This window comes from Shewanella sp. HL-SH2 (genome assembly GCF_051164935.1).
Lineage (GTDB): Bacteria > Pseudomonadota > Gammaproteobacteria > Enterobacterales > Shewanellaceae > Shewanella > Shewanella glacialimarina.
The window spans coordinates 3,390,755-3,412,132 of record NZ_CP195035.1; the positions used below are offsets into that span (position 1 = coordinate 3,390,755).

The window sequence follows — 21,378 nt, forward strand, 5'->3', positions numbered from 1 at the left end:
GTTTGATTTTACACCACATAATCACTATGGATGACGCTGTTGCATTTTGCAATGTGCACGATGCAATTTGATAATTTATTCATCACAACTTAGAACTAATAAATGTAAATCATTGTTTAATATTAATATTAAATTATGGAATGACTATTGCTATACCAATTAGGTATAAACACGGAGTGGTTTATTTGCTGTTGCATAATCAATGATGCAGGCATAACTGAAAACTGGAGTCACAGATGAATTTAACTGAAGCAACCCATAACATTAGTATTTTGCTTGTTGAAGATACACCAAGTGAACGCTTATTTATTGCCAGCATTTTGCAAAAAGTACAACTTGATGGTTGTACTATGGCATTGCATCAGGCTGCTGATGGAGAAGAAGCCCTTGCGGTTTGTCAAACTCAAGCAATTGACTTAGTGGTAAGTGATTGGCGTATGCCAAATCTTAGCGGCATAGCACTTTGTAAACGTTTGAAAGCCGAAATCTACACGCCTTATATACTGCTGCTGACAGGTAATAATGAAACGGAAGATCTCGTATATGCATTGCAATCAGGTGCTGATGACTACTTAGCAAAGCCATTTGATCCCAGAGTATTAACCATTCGTGTCATAGCTGCATTACGACTAATAAAAACTCAAAAAATAATGCAAGCTCAGCACAAAGCGCTCAATGACTCGCACAAGCAAACTATAAAGTTATTAGCTGAAAAAAAAGCCGAACTAAAGCAGGCCGCACAACTTCAACACTCTTTGTTACCCGCCAAACGTTTCACCCAACAGCAATGGCAGGTAAATCATTACTTTCAGGCTGCAACCGAGTTAGCGGGCGATGTGTTTCAATGTTTCAAAATTAATGAGCAGTGGATGGGTTTTTTTCTGATTGATGTATCAGGTCACGGTGCTGGCGCTGCAATGCAAAGTTTTACCTTGGCCCAGGCGCTCAACCCCAATAGAGCCAATTGGCATACTAGCCCAGATCTATTGATGGAATATATTAACCAAGTCTTTTTTGACCCCAGTGATCAAGGGCAGTTTGCCACCATGATCATTGGCAAAATGAATTGCACTACAGGTGAATATGAACTGTGTAATGCAGGGCACCCTCAGCCTCTATTAATCAGTGAAAATAGTTGTGACTCAATTAATATGCAATCCAGCCTACCCATTGGGATAGATGAGAATACCCAATACGTTAATTGGCAAGGTAGGTTAAGCGCTAATCAACAGCTAATGATTTTTTCCGACGGGATTTATGAAATGAATAACCCGACTCATGGAATGTTTGGGCTACAAAGGCTAAAAACGCTTTGCACCCTGAAACAAACCATCAGTGGTGATGCCATGATGCACCACATACGTCATGCCTTATCTGATTGGAAGCAAGGTGATGGCCAGGATGACATGTCGATTATGCTGTTTTCAAATAACACACACAGTCCAACCTTTACTCAACCACAGAGTACAAGTCAATTACAGAATACCGCTAAAGACCCAAGTAATAACTTATTAACTCAAATAACCCCCTCGCCATTATCCGTGGCATAAGGAGCGCAACATGAATAGTTTACAATTAAACTTAAATGAACAAGTTATTGAACAACAACAGTTTTGTGTTGAGCTAGATCAATTTATGCTGAATAACGCGATAAATGACCGCCAAAGATTTAAGGTGATCACCTGCACATTAGAGGGAGTTAACAATATCTTGCAACATACCAAATGTGATGCTGCAAATATTATCTTATTGATGCATTGTAATGCCGACCGAATTATTGTCGATTTATTAGATACCGCACCCTATCACTCGCTGCCAACGCCAACAGATTGTCCTGATAATAATACCGAAAACGGCAGAGGATTATGGATCATGTATAACTGGATGGATCAGGTTTTAAACCAACCTACGGTGTTAGGCAGCCATTTAAGAATGAGCCTATTAAGGCATTAAAATGGAAGATACCATAACAGCAAAATCAACAGTCTCAATTATCAGCTTGGCTGCACCTAAATCGCAGCCAACTTGTCGCAACCACAGCACTGAGACTTTATTAAACGGCAATAAAAAAACCACTTCAATAAACGCCATTAACTATTATGCTTAATAAGCGTTTCTATACCAAATTAAGGTTATTTCATGCCTTTTCGCCACACATCTTCGCGCCCCTCTTTAATAAGACGCTCGTTATTTTCCCTCATAGGGTCAATACTGTCGACTGGGACATGCGGCACGATACTGTTATCCTGACCATCATTATTGTCGTGAAGTGAAGTTGCACAAGCACTAAGCCCAAATAGCACTAATATTCCGCAAACTGATTTCAGCAACATGCCTTTACCTTTACTAATTTGATTAAGCTAGCCATTTTATGAATTGAAACCTATCGAGTCTAATTATTTACATTTAATAAAGCTAGATTGAATAGCTTTGTTAGTTAAATAAATGGCGAATAACCCCCTCACCTATATATTGCTGACCGCCCTCAGTTCTGTAACAACATCCATTAAAACTAGTCAAACCGGATTTAGGTGCAACAAGCTGCTTAACTTAGCCACTCGGGTAAAAGCTTGTCTGAGAGATGGTTAAGTCAGACTAATTCAAGGTCTTTGTTGGTCATAAAGACTCAAAAGCCAAGTACTCACTAGCGTTTAACTATTTTGTGATTTTTATTTATTAATGCTCATTTCAAGATTTTAAGTCCCTAAAAAGAGGTATATGCAATCTGTTGCATATTGCTAATTTTCATATTCAATTTGCAAAAGCCAGATCTGAAATCACTAATTATCCAATAAAAACAGACGATTAAATATTGGCACGCTTACTGCAAAACCTTAAGCACTCAAGATAGATCGTTTTAGGTTCCCCTTAAACTAAACGTAAAACGACAACATTATCTTACTTGGTAATTTAACAAAAAATGAGGTGACATTATGAACTTCGAATTAAAAGCAGAAAAACATGCCAGTGTGGTTCGTCTACCAGCAAAAATGGTTATGGCACAAACACCCACATACCGCGCCGCGATTTTAGATTACATCAATCAAGGCCATACCCGTTTAGTCATCGACATGAGCAACTTAGAGTATATCGATTCAAGTGGCTTATCAGTATTAATTTCAGCTCGTAAACAGGCGATGAGTTATCAAGGCAATATTGTCCTACTTAACCCAAAGTCGAGCGTTAGGGCATTAATCGAACTGACTCGTTTGCACCACATTATGGACATTTATGAATCTGAGGAACAAGCGTTAGACAACTTACGTTTTAGCTCAATCATCGAAGATATTGCCAGTTAACTCGCATTTATCTTAATTGATTCATTCTAAGGAGCTACATTATGACAAACACAAAACTTGCAGCACTTATCGGTATTTTCAGCACCAGCTTAACCGGCTGTGTGACCCCGAATGCACCTGCTAGCAAAGATATTTGTCAAATTGACACTCTGACAGAATGCCATTATTTTGGTCAAACTATGCCCTATGACCGCCAAATTAGTGCCCAGAAACCTAGTCATCCTGCATTTACACTTGCAGAACATCTGACCATGAACGATGCCAACAATGCTGTTATAACTAAAGACAGTTTTAAGATCGGTCATTTAGATCCGAGTTTACAAGCAACTCAATGGAAAAATGCCCAACTTAAGCTGTCTGTTGGCGATAAATTAGATATCAGTATCTTAAACGGTGATGATTTTAGCAAAGCCGTTGAGATTGATGCTGACGGCAATATCTATTTGCCTTACATGCGTGCTGTTGTGGCTAAAAACCTCACTTTAGCGCAACTCAACAGCGCAATTAAAAACCAGCTTATTATTGAAAATTTAATGCAGCCACATGCTATCCGCATTAGCATTGTTCCAATCAGCTGGGCGCCAATTAACATTATGACTTCAGGTGCCGTATTTGAACCTGGTCAACACATGATCAACAAGAAACTTCCCATTGAAGAGAAAGATGATGGTAGCAACTATGCCGGCGATCAGGCAACCGAGCGCAGCATTGAAGCCGCTCTGCGATCCTCTGGTGGCATTCGCCCTGATGCCGACTTAACAGCAGTCAATGTTATTCGAGATAATCAAATTTATAGTCTTGATCTCAGCGGTATATTAACGGGTGAGGCTATCAAAGAGTTCACATTAATGAGTGGCGATAAAGTCCATGTGCCAAGCAGTAATCAGTTTGATGATGAGCTAGCCAGACCATCGCCGATCACAGCGCCCGGTATTCGAGTGTATATTTCAAACCTAACTCAACCAGCAAGCTCAAACAGTCAATCTGCAGTAGACCGTGAGGCAACACGTTTTCCTTATGGAACACGTTTATTGAATGGCGCAATTGCCGCGAACTGTGTCGGTGGCGCACAAACAACTAACGCTGGACGTTACATTTTGCTTATCACTAAAAATCCATTATCTAATCAAGTGGATGTGGTAGAACGCTCTATTGATGGCCTTATTCAACAACCCTGGTCAAATAAGATGAACCCTGTGTTGCTGCCTGGTGACGGACTTGCCTGTTATGACTCTCGCATGACTAACTTCCGTGAAATGGCCCGCAGCGTAACCGAAGTGCTTATTCCTTCAAGCCTGATTGGCTGGTTATAAAGGAGTTTCCCATGGATAACGTCATTGAGAAAAACATAATTGAATATGAAAAAATCAGTGTGCCTTTTACTGAGCCAGTAAAGAACAACTCAAAAAAATCTTCCAATGAAGCTGATTATCAAATAAATGATTCAAAAGATAATAGCTTAAGTGAATTAGCTTATTTGTTTTGGATTAAGCGCGCGGCATTAGAAGGCAGTAAACTCACCCCTAAAGCCCGTAAAAAATTGTATCTTAAAACCGCATTAATCAGTTTACTGATTATCTGGGCTGCTACTTTCTTACTGATGGCGATTAAACCAACTTCTTATGTGTCTAAATGGACTCTGATTTTACCGGGGAATGGAGCAGGCTCATTGGTGAGTTTGGACAGTATTGGTCAGGCCACCAGCTCATCAAGCTCACCATATTTAAGCTCGGCAATTGACCCTCGTGAAAACTATAAAGCAATATCTGACACTGACTTATTACTGACCTCTGCGGCAACCAGCTTAAAAATACCCGTTGGCCAGCTTGGCAAACCAAAGCTTAAATTACCCAGTCAAACTGGCTTAATGGAATTTAGTATCAAAGGCGGCTCAGCAAAAGAAGCGCAAGATAAAGCTTGGGCGCTTTACCGTTCATTGCAAAATTTGCTAAACGATTTACGTGCCGATGAAGTTAATTTAAGGGAAAGTGGCATCATTCAGGGTCTAGCGGGATACAACCAAAAGGTGAAGCTATCCCAAGACGCTATTTTAGCGTTTCAATCTGAACGCGGCTTAGTCTCACTTGATCAATTTAAAGAATTAGCACTCACCATCGAACGTCTACGTCATAACCGCGTTAATATGATTTCAAAATTGAAAGGTATCGAAGCAGAAGAAAAATCATTAATGTTGCACTTAGGCACCACTGCCAATGAAGCCGCCGATTTATTAAAATTGCACAATGATAAATATTTTCAGCAATTACTGACATCTCACAATGAAATATTGGGTAAATTACACGAGCTTTCTGCACATTTTGGCAGTAATCATCCACAAATAACCAGCCTAAATGCCGAAGAAACAAAGTTACAAAATGCCCTTTCAGAAAGAATTAGCACTTTAATTGCACATCAAAAAGGTAAAGCCGATCGCACATTGATTAACAAGCTATTATTAGATGATATTGATGGCCGTGCCGATTTAATGGAGCAGCTCATTCAGTTAAAAGCGACTAACACTGGCCTTAATGAAGAGCTAAATACACTTGATAGCCAAATTTTGCAGTGGGAAACTCGCTTAGAGCTTTCTAATGATGATGCGGCTAAATTAGAAGATTTACACCGCGCTCATCAATTAGCGACGGCGGTAATGACCTCAGCAGTGGCCAAAATGGATGTAGGCAAGGCCGATATTTTTACTGCATATCCATTATTGCAATTATTGTCACCACCTTCTCTGCCATCAAAAGCTGATAATTTGGCGACAATGTTATTACTAGTAGCGGCTTTGGGCGCGTCATTTATGGCACTAATAGGACTGAGTATTTTATGGATCCGCAAACCGTTACTCCGCAAAATGCTGACGAAAGACTCGTCTATAAAGCAATAGTGTATAGCTATCTTTTTTGGCTAGTGGGGGCGTTATATATTGTCGCCCCTGTGATTGCCTGGATATTGTTTTGTCGCTTATTGGTTAAAAAAATATCTTACCAACCAGCACATACTATTAGTCTGGCCCACTATGTATGGCTATTGGGTATGTGGGTGATGTTAATGGCATTGATTGTGGGCCATTTAGAGCAAGGTTTAGGCCTAGCCAAATTAATTAAATCCACTATTGGTTGGGCAAAAGGCTGGGCACTTCTGGCCATATTCCCTGTGGTGGCTTGCCTTAATATCAGACCGCAAATTATTTACCGGGCTTGCTGCCAAGTGTGTAAACACACGGTTTTATTATTGCCTATATTCTTACTGGCTTGGATTATCCGTTTACCCAGCACCCTTTATGTTTCACCTTTAAGTATTATTGGTGGACCTGGTCCTGAGTTTTTCTCGTTAAGCTTATATGAAATAGACCCTGGTAGCGGTATTCCTCGCTGGCGACTATTCACGCCTTGGGCTCCAGCCTTAGGCATGCTTGGCAACTTATATTTCATTTTTGCTTTACAAGAATCATCAACTCAATGGAAACGGTGGGGAGTGATAGGCAGTCTGTTAATGGTGTTAATGTCGCAGTCACGCTTAGCATTAATTTGTTATCTCGCCTTATTTGGCTATTTCTCTATGCTTAAATTTGTCCGCTCTCCAATACTTTATTTCATTCTGTGTCCTGTCATTCTGGCCACAGGGTTTGTCGGAGAGTCGATTCTTAACAAAATATCCATGAGTATTGCCGCGGTAAAATCAGCACGGGCGGATTCCACCAGAGTAAGACAGGCCTTAGCTGACATTGCCGTTGAGCGTTGGTGGAATGAGGCGGTATTATTTGGGCATGGCATTGTTGAGCGAGGCCCGCACATGGTGGAATATATGCCAATAGGGTCACATCATACCTGGTATGGTCTTTTGTTCGTAAAAGGCTTAGTGGGTGCAGTTGCACTGGCTGTGCCTATGTTAGTGAGCTTTTTTGTGCTGATGGTTAATATATTTGCCCGCCCTTTAGCTAAAGTTGGTATGGCGATATTAATGCTACTAATGCTTTATACCTTAGGTGAAAACCTCGAAATCTTAGCTTATCTGTTTTGGCCCGGCTTAATTATTTTAGGTAAAGCCTTAATTGCAGACAATGACAACATACCAATAGAAGAACCTAATGGACAAATATCAACCAGATAAGACTAAAAACAATGCGCTACATCATCAGCGTCAAAGACTTTATAACTGAAATGCAATGGTGAGGGCCGTAAATTGAGTAATTGCTTTTTGATAACAAGATGATTATGCCCTAACAATTCAAATTTCAATGATTAAAATATGAGTCGCGAGAATCTAAGCCGCTAAGACCCTGTTAGACATTATCAGTATCGAAATATCTCACCATTCGATCCCTTTCACCACTTCAGCGCTCACCTTGGCTGTCACAAACTGAATCCCCCCACATTGCATTTTGCCTTTGCATTCTGCAAAACCATTTATCCAAACTAAAAAATAAAATAAAAATCATTTAAAAACAATAACTTAAAACATGGCACGATTTGTGTAACTCTTAGCATATAAAGCGATAAATTAACGCTAGGATGAATATGAAACACCAGCATAAAACAATATTTGATCAACCCCTCATGCTAATTCGCTCAGGATTTACAGGGCTAGGCAAAAGCATGATGTGGTTAGGTTCGGCCCAGTTTAGTGGACGTATTATTCGTCTGCTTTCAAGTATCGTACTGGCCAGATTACTGATGCCTGAAATGTTTGGCCAAGCGGCAATTGTACTCACCCTGTTTGAGTTGATTTGCACCGCAACACGCAGAATTACCTCCGCAGCATTAATCCGTATGGATAACGAGCAATTTATTGGCCATTTAAGCAGTGCTAATTGGGTTAACTGGGGAGTGTGTTTATTGGCATTTTTGCTAATGCTAATAACCAGTTACCCGATTGCCAGTTATTACCATGACTCATCGTTAATTTTACCCATTGCGGTAATGGCAACGAGCTTTTTATTACTGCCAATAGGTATGCAATATGCCACCTTAAACTTACGCAACAACAAAATGCGTATTGTCGGCCGAGCGAATCTTTGGCAAACCCTTATTGATGCGGCGCTTACTGCAATACTGGCCTTAGCTGGGTTTGAAATTTGGGCAATCATTTTACCCAAAGTATTGGTGATTATTGTGTGGATTGCGATTCATCGTTACCATAATCCTTTACCTAAAGTGCAATCTGTAATGGGTATTCAATATGCTCAAGTCATCACACTTTTACACTTTGGCATACCCGTTAGCTTAAGCGATTTAACCAACACCCTAAGACAAAATATTGATTATTTATTAATTGGCTACTTCATGGGTGTGGAAGCTTTAGGGGTGTACTTTTTTGCTTACAACATTAGCCTGGGGATAAGCCTTGGGTTAATTCAAAGCTTTGGCACCGCATTTTATAGCCACCTTTGCCAACGTAATGCGGTTGAGGATGATTTATCGGCAAAATACCTCAGCAGTATCGCCGCCATTATGGCAATAACCGTACCTGTTATTTTACTGCAAAGCGCACTTTCTGATTGGTATGTTCCATTGGTTTACGGTGATAAATGGCTATCAACCGATGCCATAAATGTCTTCCTGTTTCTTTGTCTAAGTGGCTTAGTAAGACCGCTAGGCGAAGCCGCAAGCCAATTGTTACTTGCAAATGGTTTAAGTCAAACCAACCTCAAAATTAATGTATCACTCACCATTTGTCTGGCAATAGTCATCGGCATTGCTTGCCAATTCAGTCTGATCACAGTGGCACAAACCGTAATGGTGAGTTACCTCGTCACCTTGCCAGTCATTTGTATCTATAGCTACCAAAAAGTATTTAAAAATAATCAACAACTTACCTCTGTAGGAGAATCACTATGACCCCTAAAATTACTGTTGTTATGCCCGTATACAACGTGCAAAATTTTGTAAAACAAGCGATTGAATCCGTCTTAGCACAAACCTTTACTGATTTTGAGCTGATCATTGTCAATGATTGTGCAACAGATAACAGCTTGAAAATCTGCCAACAATTCCATGATCGCCGAGTTAAGATAATTAATCATCTGGAAAACAAAGGGCTGGCTGCAGCACGTAACACGGGGATCAGGCATGCGCTTGGCAAGTATGTGGCATTTTTAGATTCTGACGATATGTGGCATGCAGAAAAACTGCAACGTCATTGCGATCATCTTGATGCCAACCCCAAAGTCGGGATCAGCTTTTCGCGCTCGAGTTTTATGAGCTATGACGGCAAGTTATTGGACTTTTATCAGATGCCACAACTCAACAATATTGATGCGGCGCATTTATTATGTCGCAACCCGGTAGGTAATGGTTCGGCGCCGGTGATCCGCCGTGCAACACTCAATGATATTCGCTTTCAAGCGGTGAACCATTATGAGCTTTACTCGTGCTATTTTGACGAAAAGTTCCGTCAATCTGAAGATATTGAGTGTTGGCTGCGCATTGTGGCAACAACAAAGTGGAAAATGGAAGGCTTACCACAACCATTAACTTACTATCGCTTAAATCATGGCGGATTGTCTGCTAACTTATTGAAGCAGCTGGCCTCATGGGAACAAATGATCAGTAAGGCACGTTACTTTGCTCCTAAGCTGTTAAAACGTCATGAAAATGATGCTAGGGCTTATCAACTACGATATTTAGCACGCCAGGCTATTAGAATGAAAGATGGCAAAATGGCCGCTAAATTAGCAACACAAGCCTTAACAACCTCGCCTAAAATCTTAAAAGATGAAATGGGCAGAACCATTAGCACTGTCAGTGCGGCATATATGCAATGGTTGTTACCCGCTTTTGCCTATCATTGGCTAGAAAGTTTAGGGCAAAAAGCCATTGGCAGTATCCAAAAGTATAAAATTAGCCGTGATGGTGTGTCATCTATCTTTTTATAAAAGCACTCATGTAACATTCCTTATTCCGTCTGATACAAACCTGTTTGCATGCTGCCTTGCAAACTGCAAACAGGTTCTTCCCCTCCTTAATTAAAAAAGCAAAAAGGCTTAAATACCAACAACTTAAAACATGGCATGATTTAAGCATTGCTAGATATATAACAACTAATTTCCTAGTGGAAATTCAACAATATATCGAGGTGGCTTATGCGAACTCACACTGTACAAATTTCAGCGTCAGTAAGAATTATCGAGACTCTACTGAGCTTAATGTTACTGGTATTTATCAGTCCTATATTAGTGCTTAAGGCTATTCATCTTAAAGTAACCTCAGGACAAGCATTCGAGACTATCTACCTTCACAGTGGTCAGGGTGAACCGATTGCATTGTTGCAGTTTACCCATTCAAAACTATCTTATCTGCTAGGTTTACTGAATGTCATAAAAGGCGAGCTAGGATTAGTAGGAAGCCAATATCAATATGCGGTATTACCCTATAATGACTACTTGGTTCGTCCTGGGTTAATGTCATTTAAGCAAATGCACGCCAGAATGGGCATAGCCTACGATCAATATGTGATTAACCCAAAACTGAACACTTCAGTAGTATGTTACCTGCTAGCCACACTGCGCTGCTTGCTGGGGTACGCCTTGTCTTCAACTGTGGTTTGCTCAACTCAAAAGCAGTTTCAATTATTCAAAGTCACCATCAGCAATATCACCATGAGTGATGCTATTAGCAGTATCCTTAACAGTGCTAAAACCCCTAAGTGCGACAGCTATGCATTTGTAAATGCCGACTGCATGAATATCGCCTACAAAAATATTCAATATAGACAGACACTTAATCTCAACAAACACGTATTTGCTGACGGAAGTGGTTTACGTCTGGCCTGTAAAATTCATCAAATTGCCCTAAAAGATAATGTGAATGGCACGGATATGTTTCCCCTTTTATGCCAACAAGCTGCCGATCAGGGTGTAGGAATATTCATGCTGGGTGCAAAACCGGATATCGCCAACAAAGCGGCGGCAAAAATGCAGCAGCGCTTTCCACAGTTACGTATTTGTGGCACCCATGATGGCTATTTCTCTGCGCAACAAACCGATGATGTAATCAACAAAATTAATGCCTCTGGCGCAAAAATACTGTTAGTCGCTATGGGCGCACCAACACAAGAGCGTTGGATAGCTGAGCACAGTTCAAAGCTAAGCGTTGGCGCGGCCATAGGTGTCGGTGGCTTATTTGATTTTTATGCGGATGCCGTAAGCAGAGCGCCTGTTGCCGTTCGTCAAATGGGAATGGAATGGACCTGGCGATTAATGCAAGAGCCAAAAAGAATGTGGCGCCGTTATATTGTGGGTAATCCTTTATTTGTAATGCGTGTCTTTATCGAGTTAGCCCAACAAAAAATCTTCAATAGCAAACCAGAATCAACACTTGAATTAGACGAATTGCAAAATGCAGCAGTTAACTTTCAAAATGCAAATTTAACCTCATCAGCGGAGCAGAATTTCTCGATGTTAGGTAAAAATACACCACAAGTTAATCACAAAAAATACCAATGGTTTTTTCTTAAAATCAAACTTAATCAAATCGCCAAAAGGCTGCTTGATATTCTTGGTTCAGGTGCGCTGTTGATATTACTTTCACCGCTATTCCTATTCACTGCCTTGGCTATTCGTCTCGAATCAAAAGGCGCTGTGTTATTCAGCCAAACCCGCGCTGGGCAAGACAATCAACCATTTACCATGTGGAAGTTTCGCTCGATGTTTAGTGATGCTGAAGCGCGTTTAGCTAAGCTTCAAAGTGAAAATGAAATGCGTGGTGGGGTCCTGTTTAAAATGAAGCTAGACCCACGGATCACCTACGTTGGTAAGTGGATCCGCAAGCTGTCAATTGATGAATTACCACAACTTTGGAACGTATTAAAAGGCGAGATGTCATTAGTTGGCCCGCGTCCTGCATTACCTACTGAAGTGAACCAATATCAATTGTCAGATAGACGCAGATTGATGGTAAAACCCGGTATCACTTGTATTTGGCAAGTATCAGGAAGATCTGACATTCCTTTTGATAAACAAGTTGAATTAGATGTTGATTATATCTACCAACAATCGCTGGTTAAAGACATTCAATTATTATTTAAAACCATACCCGCGGTGTTATTTGCCCGTGGTGCGTATTAGGAGAAGACCATGCAAGCCATTATTTTTGCTAATCGTTCAGCCACAGAACTAGCACCACTGAATCGTCAGTACAGCGCGGCATTAATGCCTTTAGTTAATAAAGCCTTAATTGAATATACGTTAGAGGACTTATCTTGTGCAGGTATTACCCATGCGAAGTTAGTGGTTGCCAACCGAGCAAGTGAGATTGAAGCGCATATTGGCACAGGGGCCAAATGGAACCTAACCATAGATTACTTTTTAAGTAAGCCTGAAGAAGATGTTAATTCAGTGCTACAACGTATGCAGTTAGACCCACAACAAACTCAGCTGGTTGTCCGCGGTGATATCGTTAGAACGCCCTGTATTAAAAGGTTTGTCGATTTTGCTTCAAACATAAAGCACACTTTTGTATTAGCAACTATGAACAATCAAAATCCTGGGTTATTAATGTTACCCGCGGGCCGTTCACATGGGGCAAGTTTAAATTGGCCTATCGCCGAATTACCCCTTAATCAGCAGCGTAGCATCAATCAAGTACTACACGGGAAAACCTTCCATTTAGACAGTATTGAAAACTTTGTTGCTGCGACAAGCCATATCATCAAACATGCCGATGAGTTCGCCATTAAAGGCCGTAAAGTAAACAGCATGGGAGTCGCTGGTTTATACCTTGGCCAACAAACCCAATGCCCAAGTTTTGCTGAACAAACGGTTCATGGCTGCATTGGCGCAAATAGCTTTGTCCACTCATCAGTTAACTGTAATAACTTAATCGTTATTGGCCAAAACTGTTTTATAGAAGACAGTGAGCTAAATAATAGCATCATCATGCCCAATACTTTTGTGGGTAAAAATCTCACCGTAAAAAATCAAATTATTTCGCAAGATTACATCATAGATATAGCCCATAGCACTTGGGTAAAAGTCGATGATACTAGCCTTGTTACAGCTTGTCAGACTGGCGTTAAGCCACAGAAAAAACCGTCATTAGTGCATAGATTCATTGGTTTTGCTTTGCTGATACTGGCTTTACCTTTAATGCTGATAAGTTTACTGGTCGCCAAAGCAACTTCCCCTCAACAGCCTATTATTCGCTTCAATGCCAGTAGTAACCAGCAGCGCACAATTCAGTTATACGAAATCGCTGTCAATTCGCAAATATTAGCCAAGTTACCGCAATTGTGGCATGTAGCCAAAGGCAATCTATTACTTTTCGGGGCAAGCGCAACCTTAAACCAACAGGCTAAATATGGGGTATTTGGTCCGGTACAACTGTTACTTGATAAAAATGCCCCCGCAGAAGAAATTGAATTAGTTGAGATGGAGTTTCAGCAATTAAGTCAACTCGGATACGTCAAACGTTTATGGCAATTAGCTTAATGCATACCAGACAAAATTTGAGGATACAGATATGAAAACCATTATAACCTACGGCACATTCGATTTATTCCATTTTGGCCATGTTAGATTGTTTAAGCGCTTAAAAAGCTTAGGAGATAGATTAATTGTAGGCGTTTCAACCGATGAGTTTAATGCCTTAAAAGGCAAAGCAGCCTTCTTTAATTATCAGCAAAGAATTGAAATTGTTGAGGCCTGTAAATACGTTGACATGGTGATAGCTGAAACGGATTGGCGTCAAAAACGTACTGACATTATTCGCCTCAATGCTGATGTATTTGCCATTGGCGACGATTGGGCAGGTAAATTTGATGACTTGAATGATATTTGTAACGTCCTATATTTAGAACGTACTCAACAGATATCGACCACTGATATCAAAAATAATTTAGCAAACACCCGTCCCGCGATATTAAGCCCGCAAACGGTTTAATTCGCGGTTCACTCATTCAATTTGGATAACGGTCATGAAAGGTATTTTACTGTTTATACGCTTTGCTATCACACAGCTTATTTATACTCTTTCAGGCTTGACTCCAAGAGGTCACAAAGCGGTGATGGGCTGTTATAAAGATAAATTTGCCGATAACAGTAAATACTTATTTTTACACTGGCAGCAACAACAAACCATCCGCGCTATTTGGATATCCGCTGATAAACACATAGTTAAGCGTTTGCAAGATGAGGGATATGAAGCCTATTTAAGATGGTCACTGTTAGGTGTGTGGCATAGTGCAACCGCTAAGTATTATGTGTATAACACCTATATTGGCGATGTTAATCAATACCTCGCCAAAGGCGCTGTTAAAATTAACTTATGGCACGGTTCGCCATTAAAACAAATCGAATTTGATATCAGTAATGGCCCACTATTTCAGGTTTATCATCCGCAAAATATCAGCCAAAAGTTCATTGCTAAAGCCCTGTATCATCAACAATATGTCCGCCCAAACTTAATGATAGCTCCCAGCGATACGGTTAAAAAACTGTTTGCTAGTAGCTTTAGAATTAACGATGAGCAGTTTTTAACCTGTGGCAATCCACGCACCGACTATTATCAGCGTTATAAAAGTGAAGATTGGTTGCAACTTCAGCTGCCGTTAAACACGCAGCAAGTTATCCTGTATGCGCCGTCATGGCGCGACAGCCATTTAGATAACGCTGCCAACATTTATACTCAAGCCATCGACTTTGAATGTTTGTCAGCACAATTACAACAGTCGAATCAATGCTTGTTGATAAGGTTACATCCAAATGAAGCGCATCTTGCGACTGAGCTAAGCCAGTATCCGAATATTATTAATGTCACTTTTTGGGATGATATTTACGGCATTCTGGAGAAAATTGATTTGTTAATAACAGACTATTCATCTATCTATATTGATGCCCTGCAATACCCATGTGACATTGCGTTTTTCTTATTTGATAAAGCACACTATCAAGCAGAATGTCGCAGTGAATACCCCTATGTGGCTGAATTACCTAAGGCAGGCATCGATTTATTCATCTTTAGTGATTTACAGGATTATTTAATTGAATTTGCTGATCAGCGCTATGATTTAACTGACAGTAAAGTACAGAACACTGTACAAGACTCAGCCAGAAGTCGTTTAATCAATACCTTTTGGCAATATCAAAGCCGCAGTGGTTTAGATTGCTTAGATGCCTTTGTTCAAAATGAGCAAATTGCAGCCACAAAAAAGCCTGCTTAATTAGCAGGCTTATTTTGTCAGCAATCTAATTACTTTTTACGCCATGTAGTGCCACTTGGGCCATCTTCTAACACGACGCCAAGCTCGTTTAAGCGATCGCGTGCAACGTCCGCTGCTGGCCAATCTTTTTCTGTACGGGCGCGGTTACGTTCAACAATCAAGGCTTCAATTTCAGCCACTTCATCATCAGTACCCTCACCTTTGAAGAAAGCGTCCGGAGTTTGGCTGACAATACCTAATACTGAGGTTAACTGTTGAAGGCTAACACCCAATGCCGAAGCTGCGGCCATATCCGTTAACTTAAGACGGTTGATTTCACGCACCATATCAAATAGTACTGAGTAGGCTTCAGGGGTATTAAAGTCATCGTCCATAGCTGATTTAAACTTAGCGACGTACTCTGTGGCTGGCGCAGCCTCAACGGTTAAGTCTAAATCCTTTAGCGCGGTGTATAAGCGCTCTAATGCGGCACGGGCCTGTTTTAAATTATCTTCAGAATAATTTAGCTGACTACGATAATGGCCTGACAACAAGAAATAACGCACAGTTTCAGGGTCGTAATGCGCTAATACATCACGAATGGTAAAAAAATTGCCTAATGACTTAGACATCTTTTCACGATCTATCATCACCATGCCTGAGTGCATCCAGTAGTTTACATAAGGCGTGTCATGGGCACAGCAGGACTGGGCTATTTCATTTTCATGGTGTGGGAATTGTAAATCTGAGCCACCGCCATGAATATCAAAATGCGTCCCTAAGTGCTTGCTGTTCATGGCTGAACATTCAATATGCCAACCTGGACGACCTGAGCCCCATGGCGAATCCCATGTTGGTTCACCCGGCTTTGACATTTTCCATAGCACAAAATCCATCGGATTTTGCTTACTTTGATCCACTTCTACACGAGCACCAGCTTGCAACTGGTCTAAGTTTTGCCCAGATAAACGGCCATAATCTTTGTAAGATGCAACACTGAATAATACATCGCCATCCGGGGCAACATAAGCATGACCACGGTCTAATAAACGCTGCACCATTTCAATAATTTCAGGCATGTGCAATGTAGCTTTAGGCTCAAAATCAGGACGCACCATGTTGAGTGCATCAAAATCTTTATGCATTTCAGCGGTCAAACGCTCTGTTAACGCATCGCAAGATTCATTATTCTCATTGGCACGCTGAATAATTTTATCATCGACATCAGTAATATTACGTTGAAAATTAACCTCGTAACCTATGTAACGTAAGTAACGCACTATCATGTCAAAAGATACAAAGGTACGGCCATGACCGATATGACATAAGTCATAGATAGTTATGCCACAAACATACATTCCAATTTTACCTGGTGTTATCGGCTTAAATTCTTGTTTATCGCGGCTCATACTGTTGTAAATCTTTAACATCGAAGTTCTCTTTTAAGCATATTAATCGAAAAATAATTCCTAGCGATTCTAGCATGATGGACACGCTTTTGAACACAATGCTTTAAGCAGCAATCAAGATAAGTTAGAATCGCCGCAAATTATTTTATTTAAGTGAGACTTCATGATTACTTTACATACCAACCTTGGTGACATTAGCTTACAACTTGATGCTGAAAAAGCCCCGATAACAGCGGCTAACTTCATGAAATACGTAGAAGAAGGCTTTTACGAAGGCACTGTTTTTCACCGTGTAATTGATGGGTTTATGATCCAGGGCGGTGGTTTTACTGAAGAAATGGATCAAAAACGTGTCAATGCTTCAATTAAAAACGAAGCAAGCAATGGCTTATCAAACCGCAAAGGTACGGTAGCCATGGCACGTACTTCTGATCCTCATTCAGCTACAGCGCAATTCTTTATCAACGTCAATGACAATACATTCCTTGATTTTAAGTCCGAAACGTCTCAAGGCTGGGGTTACTGCGTATTTGGTGAAGTGGTTGAAGGTTTAGACATCATTGAAAAAATGAAAGTGGTCGCCACAGGTAACCGTGGTATGCATCAAGATGTACCATTAGAAGCGATTGTTATTCAAAGCGTATCTGTTAAGTAATGCGTACCGCTTTTGTGGGTGATTTGCATTTAAGTGCAGATCGCCCTGACATCACCCAGGCATTCTTGCTGTTTCTAAAACAAGGCTTAGATAATGTAGAAGCACTTTATATTATTGGTGACTTGTTCGAAGTGTGGATGGGTGATGATATTGCCGAAATATATACCATTGAAATAGCTAATTCCATCAAGCTAGTGTCTCAACGTATACCGGTTTTTTTCACTCAGGGTAACCGAGACTTTATGGTCGGTAAGGCATTCTGTCGCAAAGCAGGCATGACCTTATTACCCGATGTGTATAAAACCAATCTTTATGACAACTCAACGGTTATTTTGCATGGCGATAGCTTATGTACTTTAGACATTGGTTACCAGCGCTTTAGACGCTTTCGCAGCCTAGCCATAGTCCGTTGGATTTATTCACACCTACCTAAACAGACCCGCCTAAATATTGCCGCTAAAATCAGGCAAAAAAGTCAAACGGGCAATCAGCAAAAACATTATGAAATTATGGATGTTGAGCCAAGTGCTGTTCAGCGTTTACTTGCTGAAACCGGTTGTGATCTTATGATACATGGTCACACTCATCGCCCTAACATTCACTTACTAGCCGAAGGCAAAAAGCGAGTTGTTGTTGGCGACTGGTATACCCAAGGCAGTGTATTAATGGTTGATAAATCAGGTTGTGAATTGGTGCAATTGCCTTTTATTGAAAATTAATTCAACATCAAACACTGGCTCAAAACACCGACCTATTTTATTTTTTGCTAATAATGTATTTAACTCAATCGCGCACCAAAACATTATAAGAGCTGTGTCTCGTAACGTATAACTACACTGGCACACCACTGTGAAATCGAAACTCGGTATCATCGGCCATAATCAATGCCCCTTCTTGCACCCTGAAATACGCGATACGATCACTGATATCCTCACCCGCTACATCTTGAGCAAGTGATAAATAATCTTGATAGTGACGCGCTTCTGAACGCAACAAAGAAATATAAAACTTACCCAGTTCATCATCTAAGTGAGGGGCGATTTTAGCAAATCGCTCACATGAGCGAGCCTCAATAAATGCACCGACTATTAGCTTGTCGACGATAGTGAGTGGTTCATGGGTGCGCACATGGCTAATGAGCTGTTTGGCATAGGTACCTGCACGCATATTGCTATAATCAATGCCTCTAGTCGTCATTATTTGCAGCACTTGCTCAAAGTGATGAAACTCTTCTTTAATCAACTTAATCATTTTTGATAATAAATCAGCGCTAATACTTAAACGATGGTTAGCCACTAACTCATTAGTAATGTCATTCTTTTTCACATCACGGTTAAGAAAAGCATTGGCATCGCGGGCTTGGCTATAGACAAAATCTTCATAGGGTTTAGCCCAGATTTTTAATATATTTGCGCTGCTTTTATCTATCGCATATTTACGCACCATCATCATCGCAGTTTGAGCCGCTTTTAACTCACAGTTACAGTGGTCGATTAACAAATCCGTTAATTGTTGCGGTTGTCTGGCGTGTTCAATCCAACTGTTTGGGGTTTCACAACCTAAAAACTCATTAATTGGTGCAAGTAGTTGCTGCATAAAGCCCATTATCCTATCAAGTATCTGTGACTATCTTACCTGCAGATATTTTTTTTATGAACACAAATACATAATACCGCTTGACGAAATGCCATTTATGTTCAATAAATAGTCTTGTGCGTAGTAAGTTTTAACTTAATGTTAACAAGCGCATTCAATTACCTTAATAGATAGACTTCAAATTAGGAATGAGGTTATTACTTAGCAATATTACTACTCAGTTTTGTAGTGCTAAGTATATGCAGGACTGATTAAGGCGATTGTAAAGAGCTGTAGTCAGTTCGTCTGTAGTTTGGCGAGCTTGTTGTAATGTGCTAAACAAGGATAACAATAATGATACTGAATCACTTAATGGGGCTTTACACTCATCCAAAACAAGAGTGGCAAACAATCGAAAAAAATCATGAGGCACTTAAAAGCAGCCTTAGTCATGTACTGCTTATTGCCCTCATCCCTGCGATATGTGCATATTTTGCAACCGCACATATTGGTTGGAACCCTGGTGCTGGGGAGGCCTTATTTCTAACCAGTGAAAGTGCGATGATAATGTCTGTTGGAATGTACTTTGGCCTTATTGCTGGCGTGCTAGCCTTAGCATATCTGGCCTACTGGATGGGTAAAACATTTGATGCCGACCCAACTTATACCCAAGCGGTTGAACTAGCATCCTATACCGCAACACCTTTATTTATGGTCGGTTTAGCCGCTTTATATCCGGTACTATGGTTTATTATGGTCGTCGGTTTATTCGGTTTAGCCTACTCTGTATATCTACTTTATGCCGGTGTTCCGATAATAATGAACATTCCAGAAGAAAAAGGCTTTATCTATGCCAGTTCGGTAGTGACGGCAGGTTTGGTCTTACTGGTCGCGTTGATGGGTTCAAGCGTTATTTTATGGAGCTTAGGCTTTGGCCCCATGATGCAATAGATTAAGTATTTAATTAGCTACCCAAGCTATAGCAATAAAAAAACCAGTCTAACGACTGGTTTTTTATTGGGTAAACTGTAAGAAGTTACTTATATTTACGCATAACCAATGTGGCATTTGTGCCACCAAAACCAAAGCTATTGCTCATAATTGTGGTTAAGTTAGCTTCACGTAACTCGCGAACAATAGGAATATCTTTCGCTTGCTCATCAATGTTATCAATATTGATGCTTGGTGCAATAAAGTTATTTTCCATCATCAACATACTGTAAATCGCTTCATGCACGCCCGCAGCGCCTAGTGCATGACCTGTAAGTGACTTAGTTGATGCAACAGGAGGCATTTTATCTTTAAATACCGCACGTAGTGCTTCTAGTTCACGAACATCACCAACTGGAGTAGAAGTACCATGGGAGTTAACATAATCAATTGGTGTATCAACATCCGCTAGTGCTAGGTTCATACAACGAACCGCGCCCTCGCCTGATGGTGCAACCATGTCGTAACCGTCTGACGATGCGCCATAGCCAATAACTTCAGCATAAATTTTTGCGCCTCGGGCTAAAGCATGCTCTAACTCTTCAACAACGACTATGCCGCCGCCGCCAGAAATCACAAAACCATCACGGTCTGCATCATAGGTGCGCGATGCTTTAGTTGGATTATCATTATATTTAGTCGATAGCGCTCCCATAGCATCAAAGCCCATGGTCAGTGTCCAATCAACTTCTTCAGAACCACCAGCAAATACCATGTCTTGCTTACCCATTTGAATAAGCTCAACGGCATGGCCGATACAGTGGGAAGATGTTGCGCAGGCAGAACTAATGGAGTAGTTAACGCCTCTGATTTTAAACGGCGTTGCTAGGCACGCGCTAGCAGTGCTAGACATAATACGAGGCACTATATAAGGCCCGACACGTTTGACGCCTTTTTCGCGTAATGTATCGGCTGCTTGTACTTGGTTTGAAGAAGACGCACCACCGGTACCAACCACTAATCCAACACGGTCATGTGAATACTGCTCTTCAGTTAAATTAGCATCAGCAATCGCTTCTTGCATCGCGATATAAGCATAAGCCGCGGCATCGCCCATAAAACGTAGTGCTTTACGGTCAATGTGGTCTGCTGGGTTGATTTTAATATCCCCCCAAACGTGGCTGCGTAACTTCATTTCTTCAAACTGCGCTGAATGGGTAATGCCACTGCGACCCGCTTTAAGTGAATCTAACACTTCTTGCTTATTGTTACCGATACTTGAAACTATACCTAGCCCGGTGATCACGACTCTTTTCATTATTTGATATCCATTTAGTAGATGTCGGCACTTAATTGCGGCAATAATATC

Annotated in this window: 20 protein-coding genes; 16 read left to right on the forward strand and 4 right to left on the reverse strand. The window is 40.7% G+C overall.

The window, feature by feature from the left end; translation table 11 throughout:
* Window positions 1-236 precede the first annotated feature (236 nt).
* Genes ACRWP9_RS14780 through ACRWP9_RS14790 form a run of 3 tightly spaced genes read left to right on the forward strand, consistent with a single transcriptional unit; the run spans window position 237 to window position 2,107 of the window.
* Window positions 237-1,550 carry a SpoIIE family protein phosphatase gene (locus ACRWP9_RS14780; RefSeq protein ID WP_434926633.1) on the forward strand — a complete coding sequence of 438 codons (1,314 nt, stop codon included), beginning with the start codon at window positions 237-239 and terminating at the stop codon, window positions 1,548-1,550.
* 10 nt (window positions 1,551-1,560) lie between these two features.
* The gene (locus ACRWP9_RS14785) at window positions 1,561-1,953 is read left to right on the forward strand and encodes an ATP-binding protein (protein WP_434926634.1); all 393 of its coding nucleotides are present in this window, start codon (window positions 1,561-1,563) and stop codon (window positions 1,951-1,953) included.
* A gap of 1 nt (window position 1,954) precedes the next feature.
* Window positions 1,955-2,107 (forward strand): hypothetical protein, encoded by a 153-nt coding sequence (locus ACRWP9_RS14790; protein WP_434926635.1) that lies wholly within the window; start codon window positions 1,955-1,957, stop codon window positions 2,105-2,107.
* Window positions 2,108-2,132: 25 nt separating this feature from the next.
* Here ACRWP9_RS14790 and ACRWP9_RS14795 read toward each other — a convergent pair whose 3' ends face one another.
* Complete coding sequence (locus tag ACRWP9_RS14795; protein WP_434926636.1) at window positions 2,133-2,333, reverse strand: hypothetical protein; 201 nt, start codon at window positions 2,331-2,333, stop codon at window positions 2,133-2,135.
* Window positions 2,334-2,933: 600 nt separating this feature from the next.
* Here ACRWP9_RS14795 and ACRWP9_RS14800 point away from each other — a divergent pair.
* The 10 genes from ACRWP9_RS14800 (at window position 2,934) to ACRWP9_RS14845 (ending at window position 15,461) form a co-directional block, all read left to right on the forward strand.
* Window positions 2,934-3,299 carry an STAS domain-containing protein gene (locus ACRWP9_RS14800; RefSeq protein WP_434926637.1) on the forward strand — a complete coding sequence of 122 codons (366 nt, stop codon included), beginning with the start codon at window positions 2,934-2,936 and terminating at the stop codon, window positions 3,297-3,299.
* 41 nt (window positions 3,300-3,340) lie between these two features.
* Window positions 3,341-4,612 carry a polysaccharide biosynthesis/export family protein gene (locus tag ACRWP9_RS14805; protein ID WP_434926638.1) on the forward strand — a complete coding sequence of 424 codons (1,272 nt, stop codon included), beginning with the start codon at window positions 3,341-3,343 and terminating at the stop codon, window positions 4,610-4,612.
* 11 nt (window positions 4,613-4,623) lie between these two features.
* Window positions 4,624-6,189 carry an exopolysaccharide biosynthesis protein gene (locus ACRWP9_RS14810; RefSeq protein ID WP_434926639.1) on the forward strand — a complete coding sequence of 522 codons (1,566 nt, stop codon included), beginning with the start codon at window positions 4,624-4,626 and terminating at the stop codon, window positions 6,187-6,189.
* Window positions 6,129-7,415, forward strand: coding sequence for an O-antigen ligase domain-containing protein (locus tag ACRWP9_RS14815; RefSeq protein ID WP_434926640.1), 1,287 nt, complete (start codon window positions 6,129-6,131; stop codon window positions 7,413-7,415). The genes ACRWP9_RS14810 and ACRWP9_RS14815 overlap by 61 nt, the downstream gene beginning before the upstream one ends.
* 407 nt (window positions 7,416-7,822) lie before the next feature.
* The gene (locus ACRWP9_RS14820; protein WP_434926641.1) at window positions 7,823-9,142 is read left to right on the forward strand and encodes an oligosaccharide flippase family protein; all 1,320 of its coding nucleotides are present in this window, start codon (window positions 7,823-7,825) and stop codon (window positions 9,140-9,142) included.
* The gene (locus ACRWP9_RS14825; protein WP_434926642.1) at window positions 9,139-10,179 is read left to right on the forward strand and encodes a glycosyltransferase family 2 protein; all 1,041 of its coding nucleotides are present in this window, start codon (window positions 9,139-9,141) and stop codon (window positions 10,177-10,179) included. The genes ACRWP9_RS14820 and ACRWP9_RS14825 overlap by 4 nt, the downstream gene beginning before the upstream one ends.
* Before the next feature lie 207 nt (window positions 10,180-10,386).
* Window positions 10,387-12,369 carry a WecB/TagA/CpsF family glycosyltransferase gene (locus ACRWP9_RS14830; RefSeq protein ID WP_434926643.1) on the forward strand — a complete coding sequence of 661 codons (1,983 nt, stop codon included), beginning with the start codon at window positions 10,387-10,389 and terminating at the stop codon, window positions 12,367-12,369.
* Between the two features lie 9 nt (window positions 12,370-12,378).
* Window positions 12,379-13,731 carry a sugar phosphate nucleotidyltransferase gene (locus ACRWP9_RS14835; protein ID WP_434926644.1) on the forward strand — a complete coding sequence of 451 codons (1,353 nt, stop codon included), beginning with the start codon at window positions 12,379-12,381 and terminating at the stop codon, window positions 13,729-13,731.
* A 31-nt stretch (window positions 13,732-13,762) separates the two neighbouring features.
* The gene (locus tag ACRWP9_RS14840) at window positions 13,763-14,182 is read left to right on the forward strand and encodes an adenylyltransferase/cytidyltransferase family protein (protein WP_226414508.1); all 420 of its coding nucleotides are present in this window, start codon (window positions 13,763-13,765) and stop codon (window positions 14,180-14,182) included.
* A gap of 34 nt (window positions 14,183-14,216) precedes the next feature.
* Window positions 14,217-15,461: a CDP-glycerol glycerophosphotransferase family protein gene (locus ACRWP9_RS14845; protein WP_434926645.1), complete on the forward strand. Its 1,245-nt coding sequence runs from the start codon at window positions 14,217-14,219 to the stop codon at window positions 15,459-15,461.
* A gap of 29 nt (window positions 15,462-15,490) precedes the next feature.
* Here ACRWP9_RS14845 and cysS read toward each other — a convergent pair whose 3' ends face one another.
* A complete protein-coding gene (cysS, locus tag ACRWP9_RS14850) occupies window positions 15,491-16,870 on the reverse strand; it encodes a cysteine--tRNA ligase (RefSeq protein WP_434926646.1) in 1,380 nt (459 codons plus the stop codon).
* A gap of 142 nt (window positions 16,871-17,012) precedes the next feature.
* Between cysS and ACRWP9_RS14855 the strand changes: the two genes are divergently transcribed.
* Both ACRWP9_RS14855 and ACRWP9_RS14860 read left to right on the forward strand, forming a co-directional pair.
* On the forward strand, window positions 17,013-17,504 hold the full coding sequence (locus ACRWP9_RS14855; RefSeq protein ID WP_434926647.1) for a peptidylprolyl isomerase: 492 nt from the start codon (window positions 17,013-17,015) through the stop codon (window positions 17,502-17,504).
* Window positions 17,504-18,223 carry a UDP-2,3-diacylglucosamine diphosphatase gene (locus ACRWP9_RS14860; RefSeq protein WP_434926648.1) on the forward strand — a complete coding sequence of 240 codons (720 nt, stop codon included), beginning with the start codon at window positions 17,504-17,506 and terminating at the stop codon, window positions 18,221-18,223. Before ACRWP9_RS14855 ends, ACRWP9_RS14860 begins: the two co-directional genes overlap by 1 nt.
* Before the next feature lie 112 nt (window positions 18,224-18,335).
* Here ACRWP9_RS14860 and miaE read toward each other — a convergent pair whose 3' ends face one another.
* Entirely contained in the window at window positions 18,336-19,100 is a 765-nt protein-coding gene (miaE, locus tag ACRWP9_RS14865; protein WP_434926649.1) for a tRNA isopentenyl-2-thiomethyl-A-37 hydroxylase MiaE, read from the reverse strand.
* Between the two features lie 333 nt (window positions 19,101-19,433).
* Between miaE and ACRWP9_RS14870 the strand changes: the two genes are divergently transcribed.
* Window positions 19,434-20,030: a Yip1 family protein gene (locus tag ACRWP9_RS14870; protein ID WP_434926650.1), complete on the forward strand. Its 597-nt coding sequence runs from the start codon at window positions 19,434-19,436 to the stop codon at window positions 20,028-20,030.
* Between the two features lie 85 nt (window positions 20,031-20,115).
* On the opposite strand, the gene fabB is transcribed toward ACRWP9_RS14870, so the two are convergent.
* A complete protein-coding gene (fabB, locus tag ACRWP9_RS14875; RefSeq protein ID WP_226414494.1) occupies window positions 20,116-21,327 on the reverse strand; it encodes a beta-ketoacyl-ACP synthase I in 1,212 nt (403 codons plus the stop codon).
* Window positions 21,328-21,378: the final 51 nt, after the last annotated feature.

Excerpts from the sequence above, each read along its gene's own strand:
- ACRWP9_RS14825 (WP_434926642.1), top strand. The coding sequence starts at position 9,139 with ATGACCCCTAAAATTACTGTTGTTATGCCCGTATACAACGTGCAAAAT.
- ACRWP9_RS14820 (WP_434926641.1), top strand. The coding sequence starts at position 7,823 with ATGAAACACCAGCATAAAACAATATTTGATCAACCCCTCATGCTAATT.
- ACRWP9_RS14810 (WP_434926639.1), top strand. The coding sequence starts at position 4,624 with ATGGATAACGTCATTGAGAAAAACATAATTGAATATGAAAAAATCAGT.
- ACRWP9_RS14860 (WP_434926648.1), top strand. The coding sequence starts at position 17,504 with ATGCGTACCGCTTTTGTGGGTGATTTGCATTTAAGTGCAGATCGCCCT.
- miaE (WP_434926649.1), bottom strand. The coding sequence starts at position 19,100 with ATGCAGCAACTACTTGCACCAATTAATGAGTTTTTAGGTTGTGAAACC.
- ACRWP9_RS14870 (WP_434926650.1), top strand. The coding sequence starts at position 19,434 with ATGATACTGAATCACTTAATGGGGCTTTACACTCATCCAAAACAAGAG.
- ACRWP9_RS14830 (WP_434926643.1), top strand. The coding sequence starts at position 10,387 with ATGCGAACTCACACTGTACAAATTTCAGCGTCAGTAAGAATTATCGAG.
- ACRWP9_RS14805 (WP_434926638.1), top strand. The coding sequence starts at position 3,341 with ATGACAAACACAAAACTTGCAGCACTTATCGGTATTTTCAGCACCAGC.
- ACRWP9_RS14780 (WP_434926633.1), top strand. The coding sequence starts at position 237 with ATGAATTTAACTGAAGCAACCCATAACATTAGTATTTTGCTTGTTGAA.
- fabB (WP_226414494.1), bottom strand. The coding sequence starts at position 21,327 with ATGAAAAGAGTCGTGATCACCGGGCTAGGTATAGTTTCAAGTATCGGT.
- ACRWP9_RS14840 (WP_226414508.1), top strand. The coding sequence starts at position 13,763 with ATGAAAACCATTATAACCTACGGCACATTCGATTTATTCCATTTTGGC.
- ACRWP9_RS14835 (WP_434926644.1), top strand. The coding sequence starts at position 12,379 with ATGCAAGCCATTATTTTTGCTAATCGTTCAGCCACAGAACTAGCACCA.
- ACRWP9_RS14795 (WP_434926636.1), bottom strand. The coding sequence starts at position 2,333 with ATGTTGCTGAAATCAGTTTGCGGAATATTAGTGCTATTTGGGCTTAGT.
- ACRWP9_RS14785 (WP_434926634.1), top strand. The coding sequence starts at position 1,561 with ATGAATAGTTTACAATTAAACTTAAATGAACAAGTTATTGAACAACAA.
- ACRWP9_RS14790 (WP_434926635.1), top strand. The coding sequence starts at position 1,955 with ATGGAAGATACCATAACAGCAAAATCAACAGTCTCAATTATCAGCTTG.
- ACRWP9_RS14815 (WP_434926640.1), top strand. The coding sequence starts at position 6,129 with ATGGATCCGCAAACCGTTACTCCGCAAAATGCTGACGAAAGACTCGTC.
- ACRWP9_RS14845 (WP_434926645.1), top strand. The coding sequence starts at position 14,217 with ATGAAAGGTATTTTACTGTTTATACGCTTTGCTATCACACAGCTTATT.
- ACRWP9_RS14800 (WP_434926637.1), top strand. The coding sequence starts at position 2,934 with ATGAACTTCGAATTAAAAGCAGAAAAACATGCCAGTGTGGTTCGTCTA.
- cysS (WP_434926646.1), bottom strand. The coding sequence starts at position 16,870 with ATGTTAAAGATTTACAACAGTATGAGCCGCGATAAACAAGAATTTAAG.
- ACRWP9_RS14855 (WP_434926647.1), top strand. The coding sequence starts at position 17,013 with ATGATTACTTTACATACCAACCTTGGTGACATTAGCTTACAACTTGAT.